This window comes from Longimicrobium sp. (assembly GCF_036387355.1).
Taxonomy (GTDB): Bacteria; Gemmatimonadota; Gemmatimonadetes; order Longimicrobiales; family Longimicrobiaceae; genus Longimicrobium.
On the sequence record NZ_DASVTX010000156.1, the window covers coordinates 1 to 5,905 of the forward strand.

4 protein-coding genes are annotated in these 5,905 nt (G+C 66.1%); all 4 read left to right on the forward strand.

Translation table 11 applies throughout. From position 1 onward, the window contains the following. Positions 1-15 precede the first annotated feature (15 nt). Entirely contained in the window at positions 16-1,041 is a 1,026-nt protein-coding gene (locus VF665_RS07215; protein WP_331052732.1) for a hypothetical protein, read from the forward strand. Positions 1,042-1,626: 585 nt separating this feature from the next. Further along, the gene (locus VF665_RS07220) at positions 1,627-2,601 is read left to right on the forward strand and encodes a Ku protein (RefSeq protein ID WP_331052733.1); all 975 of its coding nucleotides are present in this window, start codon (positions 1,627-1,629) and stop codon (positions 2,599-2,601) included. Positions 2,602-2,618: 17 nt separating this feature from the next. Next, positions 2,619-5,402: a DNA ligase D gene (ligD, locus tag VF665_RS07225; protein WP_331052734.1), complete on the forward strand. Its 2,784-nt coding sequence runs from the start codon at positions 2,619-2,621 to the stop codon at positions 5,400-5,402. Between the two features lie 197 nt (positions 5,403-5,599). Further along, positions 5,600-5,905 (forward strand): transposase (locus tag VF665_RS07230; protein ID WP_331052735.1); only part of this gene is annotated, 306 nt, incomplete at its 3' end.

Sequence of the window (5,905 nt, forward strand, 5' to 3'; positions counted from 1 at the left end):
TTCAAGAAATAAACCATGAAAATCCATTACGAGGTCCCGAGCATTGGCAAGGAAGCGAACGGGTGGGCGCAGCAGGGTCCCACGTGCTGGTATTACGCCACCAAGATGCTGCTCAAGTTCCACAAGGCGGTGGATCCGGCGGCACAGGGCTTCTACGAAAACCTGAAAGCGCTCAAGATTTTCAAGCAGTTCTTCGTAGAGACGGAGCGCGGCGCGGAGTCTCAGAAAGCCATGCAGGCGAGACAGCTCCAGTATGATCTTCTGCAGGGCCGAATGAGGAACTTCGACCGGGTGAAACTGCAGATCCACGAGCGGAGCCAAGGTAAGCTGGCAGAACTGGAGGAGGCCGCCGCCCCACCCGGCCCATCTTCTTCCCCGGGGCAGATCGATGCGCTACGGCAGGAGGTGGCGCAGCTTGCCGCGGAGGTGAGGGATTTCCGGAAAGATGGGCAGGAGTCCCAGCGCTTGGGGAGATTTCTCCATGTCATGACCACGGTGAGCGGGCCGACAGGGGGCGGGGATTGGAATCTCCGGATTACACGCGCCTTCTTTCCCCACGAGTTTTTCTACGACATTCCGTACAGAGTAGGGCTGGGCAGCCCGCAGGGCGCCTACGACTGTCTTGCGCAGTGGGGCCCGCTGTTGATTACGGGCTATGTAGCGTCTCCCAGACCCACGCATGCAGAGATCTATCATCAGGTCACTTCGTTCGATAGTCGCGGAAGGCACGTCGTCGTGCTGACCGGGGTGGACACGGATACGGGGATTGCGGAATTCAAGGATCCCAATTTCTCAGACCGGGTCTGCTGGTGCCCGTACGAGGACCTCATCCTGCAAAATGACGGGGTGAGCATGAGCGCGGACCGACAAGCGTCGCCGTTCACCGCCGTGCGCTGCAGCCCCCAGAGCAACTGCTCGCACCTTCAGAGCGGACGACGGCCAAACTACCCGGAACTCCGTCGTGCCCCGGACGAGGCCGCCCACGCGGAGATGGCGGCAACAGCGGAACAGAGTGCCCTTTTCGCCCTGTCTGACGATTGAGTAGCGGCCGCGGCGAGCTGGCCGAGCAAGCCCGCCGGCTGCTCGCGACGCTCTGAGTCCGTAAACCGCGTCTCCCACGGAGGGCACGGAAGGAAAACCACGGAGGTCACGGATGCTCTCAGGCGTCCGTGACCTCGTTTCGTTTCTCCAGATCCGCAAACAGCAATCTCACACAGAGGCACAGAGACACAGAAAGATGAGATTCTGATGTTCTCCTCTGTGACTCTGCGCCTCTGCGTGAGGCCCTTTGTGCAGTTCCTCCGTGACCTCCGTGCCGGCTCCGTGAACTCCGTGAGAGACGCGGTTCCAAAGCCGGCGCGCCACAATGCGCCGTGTCGCACGATCGGGCGCGAGGGCGGGTGCTGTGACATCCGCGACGGCCCAGCGCGTCCTGATCGCATCCTGGCGGGGCACGCCTCCGGAGCGGGGCGCCAGGACCCGGAATCCAGCCCCAATCACACATTCCCACGGCTCGATAGGCTTTTCCACACTTCTCCACAGCAGCTAGTTTACATAATGCATATTATACGCATTGGACCGGGGGTTGCATTTGCCGGGGTTCCCATGTGACTCAGGAGCAACGAGATGGCACGCGCAATCTGGAAAGGCAGCATCAGTTTCGGCCTGGTCCACATCCCCGTGGGACTCTTCAGCGCCGAAAAGCCCGACGAACTGAGCTTCCGGCAGCTGGACCGCCGCAACCTCTCGCCGGTCGGCTACCGCAAGTACAACAAGGCCACCGGCGACGAAGTCGAGATGGACGTCATCGTCAAGGGCTACGAGTACGAGAGCGGCCACTACGTCGTGCTCAGCGACGAAGACCTGCGCCGGGCCAATCCCGAAAAGACGCAGACCGTCGAGATCACCGACTTCGTGGACCTGGACGACATCGAGCCGGTGTTCTACGACAAGCCGTACTACCTGGCGCCCATCGGCAAGAACCCCAAGGGCTACGCGCTCCTCCGCGAGGCGCTCAAGCGCACCCGCAAGGTGGGGATCGCCAAGGTGGTCATCCGCTCGCGCGAGCACCTGGCCGCCGTGGTTCCCCAGGGCGACGTGCTCGTCCTGGAGATCCTGCGCTATCCCAACGAGATCCGCGCCACCGAGGAGCTGGAGGTGCCCGGCGAAGACCTCAAGGCGCTGGGCGTGAACGAGCGCGAGCTGGAGATGGCCGAGCGCCTGGTGGAAGGCATGACCGCCGAGTGGTCGCCGGAAAAGTACCACGACAGCTACCGCGACGACCTCATGCAGCTCATTCAGGGGCGCATCGAGGCCGGCCAGACCGACGCGCCCGACGAGTCGCCCGTGCCCGAGGCCGCGGAGCCGCGCGAGGGCGTCATCGACATCATGTCGCTGCTCAAGCGCAGCGTGGAGGCTGCCGGCGGCGAGCGTGCGGCGCCCAAGAAGGCGGCCGCCGCGAAGCCCAAGGCGGCCCCTGCCCCGGCGGCGCGCGCCAAGCCCAAGGCCGCCAGCAAGCCGGCAGGCGGCAAGCCGCAGCCCCGCTCCGCCGCCACCGCCAAGCCGCGGCCCAGCAGCGCCAAGAAGCGCAAGGCGGCCTGACCGTGCCAGGACTCTGAATGGGCCTCGACGAGTACAAGCGCAAGCGCGACTTTCGCGTCACCGATGAACCAGAAGGGCACGTCCACCCGGCGGGGGACGTGCTCTCGTTCGTCATCCAGAAGCACGCCGCCAGCCACCTGCACTACGACTTCCGGCTGGAGCTGAACGGCGTTCTGCTCAGCTGGGCCGTCCCCAAGGGCCCCAGCCTGGACCCGGAGGTCAAGCGCCTGGCCATCCACGTGGAGGACCACCCCATCGAGTACGGCGTGTTCGAGGGCATCATTCCCCGCGGGGAGTACGGCGGCGGCACGGTGATGCTCTGGGACCGCGGCACCTGGACGCCGGAAGGTGATCCCCGCACCGCGTATCGCAAGGGCCACCTTCGCTTTACGCTGGAGGGAGAGCGCTTGCACGGCGGATGGCACCTGGTGCGCTCCCGCCGCGGCGCCGACGGCGAAAAGGAGCAGTGGCTGCTCTTCAAGGATGACGACGACACGGCCCGCCCGGAATCCGCCGGCGTCATCACCGAGGAGATGACGACCAGCGTGGAGACCGGCCGCACGATGGACGAGATCGCCGCCGACGCCGACGCGCACTGGGACAGCCGCGCCCCCGCCGCCGACGCGCTCATCCGCTCCGGAAGCCAGGCACCGAAGAAGCCCGCCGCGAAGAAGCCCGCCGCGAAGAACTCGGCGGCGAAGAAGCCTGCCGCGAAGAAGCCGGCGGCGAAGAAGCCCACGGCGAAGGCGGCCCGGAAACCCGCATCCAAACTGGACAGCGGGGCGGCCGTCCCGGGCGCGAAAAAGGCCGCGTTTCCGGCGGAGTTCTCCCCTGCCCTCACCACACTGGTGGAGGACGTGCCCGCCGGCGCCGACTGGATCCACGAGATCAAGTACGACGGCTACCGTCTCGTCGTATACGTCCGCGGCGGCAAGGCGCGGATGATTACCCGCAACGGCAACGACTGGACGAGCAAGTTCCCGGAGATGGCGGCCGCGCTGGGCGCCCTTCCCGTCCGCGACGCGGTGCTGGACGGCGAGCTGGTCGTCATCGCCCCGGACGGCCGCACCAGCTTTCAGGCGCTGCAGAACGTGCTGAACACCGGGCGCACGGGAGAACTGGTGTTCTACGCCTTTGACCTGATGCACCGCGACGGAATGGACCTGCGCGGGTCTCCCCTGCTGGCCCGCAAGGAGGCGCTGCGCGAGGTGCTGTCCGCCGATCCCGCGGGGCCCGTGCGCTTCAGTGACCACATCGTGGGCAACGGGGGCGTGTTCTACCAGCAGGCCTGCCAGATGTCGCTGGAGGGGATCATCAGCAAGCGCGCGGACAGCCCGTACTCACAGCGGCGCACCCGCGACTGGCTCAAGGTCAAGTGCCTGCTGCGCCAGGAGTTCGTCATCGGCGGATTCACGGATCCGCAGGGCTCGCGCTCGCACTTCGGCGCGCTGCTGGTGGGCGTGCACGACGCCGAGGGCCGGTTCGTCTACTCCGGCAAGGTGGGGACGGGGTTCAACGAGGCCTCGCTCAGGCAGCTGCACGACGCCCTGAAGCCGCTGGCGCGCGATGAATCGCCGTTCGAAGACTACGGCCGCAAGGGGCGCCGGCCCATCGGCGTCACATGGGTGGAGCCCAGGCTGGTGTGCGAGGTGTCGTTTACGGAATGGACCGGCGACGGCATCCTGCGCCACCCCGTCTTTCAGGGTCTGCGCGAGGACAAGCCCGCCGCGCAGGTGGTGCGCGAGAACGCCGGCGCGCTCCCCGCGGGCGAGAAGCCGGCGCCGGCCCGCAAGGCGCCCGCGCGGCTCACCCGCTCCGCCGAGCGCGAGCAGAAACCCTCCGCCACCACGCGCCCCGTGCCCCCGTCCACGACCAAAAGCGGACACCGCCGCGGCAAGACGCCCGAAACGCAGGTGGCGGGCATCCGCCTTACCAGCCCGGACAAGGTGCTGTACCCCGCCGTGGGGATCACCAAGCTGGACCTGGCGCGCTACTACGAGGCTGTGGGCGAGTGGATGCTGCCGCACGTCAAGGACCGGCCGCTGACCCTGGTGCGCTGTCCGGACGGCGTGGGCGGCCCCTGCTTTTTTCAGAAGCACGGCGACGAGCACTTTGCGCCGCAGGTGGGACGCACCACGGTAACGGAAAACGACGGGGACGAAAAGGTCTACACCTACGTGCACTCCTTTGCCGGCCTCGTGGCCATGGTGCAGATGAGCGTGCTGGAGCTGCACACGTCGAACGCCAAGCGGACCAGCTTTGAGAAGCCGGACCGCTTCATCATGGACCTGGATCCCGGGCCGGGCGTGCCGTGGCAGCGCATCATGGACTCGGCGCTGCAGATCCGAGACCGGCTGGCGGAGCTGGGGCTGGCCAGCTTCGTCAAGACGACGGGCGGCAAGGGGCTGCACGTGGTCGTCCCCATCAACAAGCGCCACAGCTGGGACGAGGTAAAGGAGTTCGCCCGCGCCCTTGCGACGGACGTGAGCGTGGCGAACCCGGGCAAGTACGTCACCAAGAGCACGCTGGCGGCGCGCAAGGGAAAGATCTACATCGACTTTCTGCGCAACGGCCGCGGCGCGACGGCCATCGCGGCGTACGGCATTCGCGCCCGCCCGTCCGGCGCCATCAGCGTTCCCCTGCGCTGGGACGAGCTGACCGCGGACCTCAAGACGGACCGCTTCACCCCCGCCGCCGTGATCGAGCGGGTGCGGGCGTTGAAGCAGGACCCGTGGGCGGAGTTCTGGACGACGCGCCAGAGCCTGACAAAGAAGATGAGGGCGGAACTGGGATTGAAGTAGGGCCGCGCCGCCCGCGGGAGAGAAGCGGAAGCGCTGCCCGAACGACACTGCAAACAGCGAGAATTGCAGAGGAACAGAGAAAAAGCCAGAGGTACAGAGGAGCCCCTGTTGTCCTCTGCATCTCTGGCTGTTCTAGGATTGCCCCGGCTTGGTGGACACCAACATAAGCCCGTAGGTTTACGGGTAGGAGGTGACACATGGCCGAGAAGCGAAGGCAGTTCACGCGCGAGTTCAAACTGGAAGCGGTTCGTCTGATTTCCAGCGGGGAAAGGAAGCTGGAAGAGCTCGCTCGCGATCTGGGCGTGCGATCGGATATCCTGCGCGGCTGGAAGAAGCAGGCGGAGGGCCGTGCCGGGCTGAAAAACGACGACGTGTTCCCGGGGAACGGGAAGCTGACGAGCAAGGACGAAGAGCTGCGCGCGCTTCGTCGTGAGCTGGAAGAAGTGAAGCAGGAGCGGGACTTCCTAAAAAAAGCGGCGGCGTACTTCGCGAAGGGGTCGCGG

Bases quoted from the DNA above. Each gene is read 5' to 3' on its own strand.
- VF665_RS07215 (WP_331052732.1), top strand. From the start codon at position 16: ATGAAAATCCATTACGAGGTCCCGAGCATTGGCAAGGAAGCGAACGGG.
- VF665_RS07220 (WP_331052733.1), top strand. From the start codon at position 1,627: ATGGCACGCGCAATCTGGAAAGGCAGCATCAGTTTCGGCCTGGTCCAC.
- ligD (WP_331052734.1), top strand. From the start codon at position 2,619: ATGGGCCTCGACGAGTACAAGCGCAAGCGCGACTTTCGCGTCACCGAT.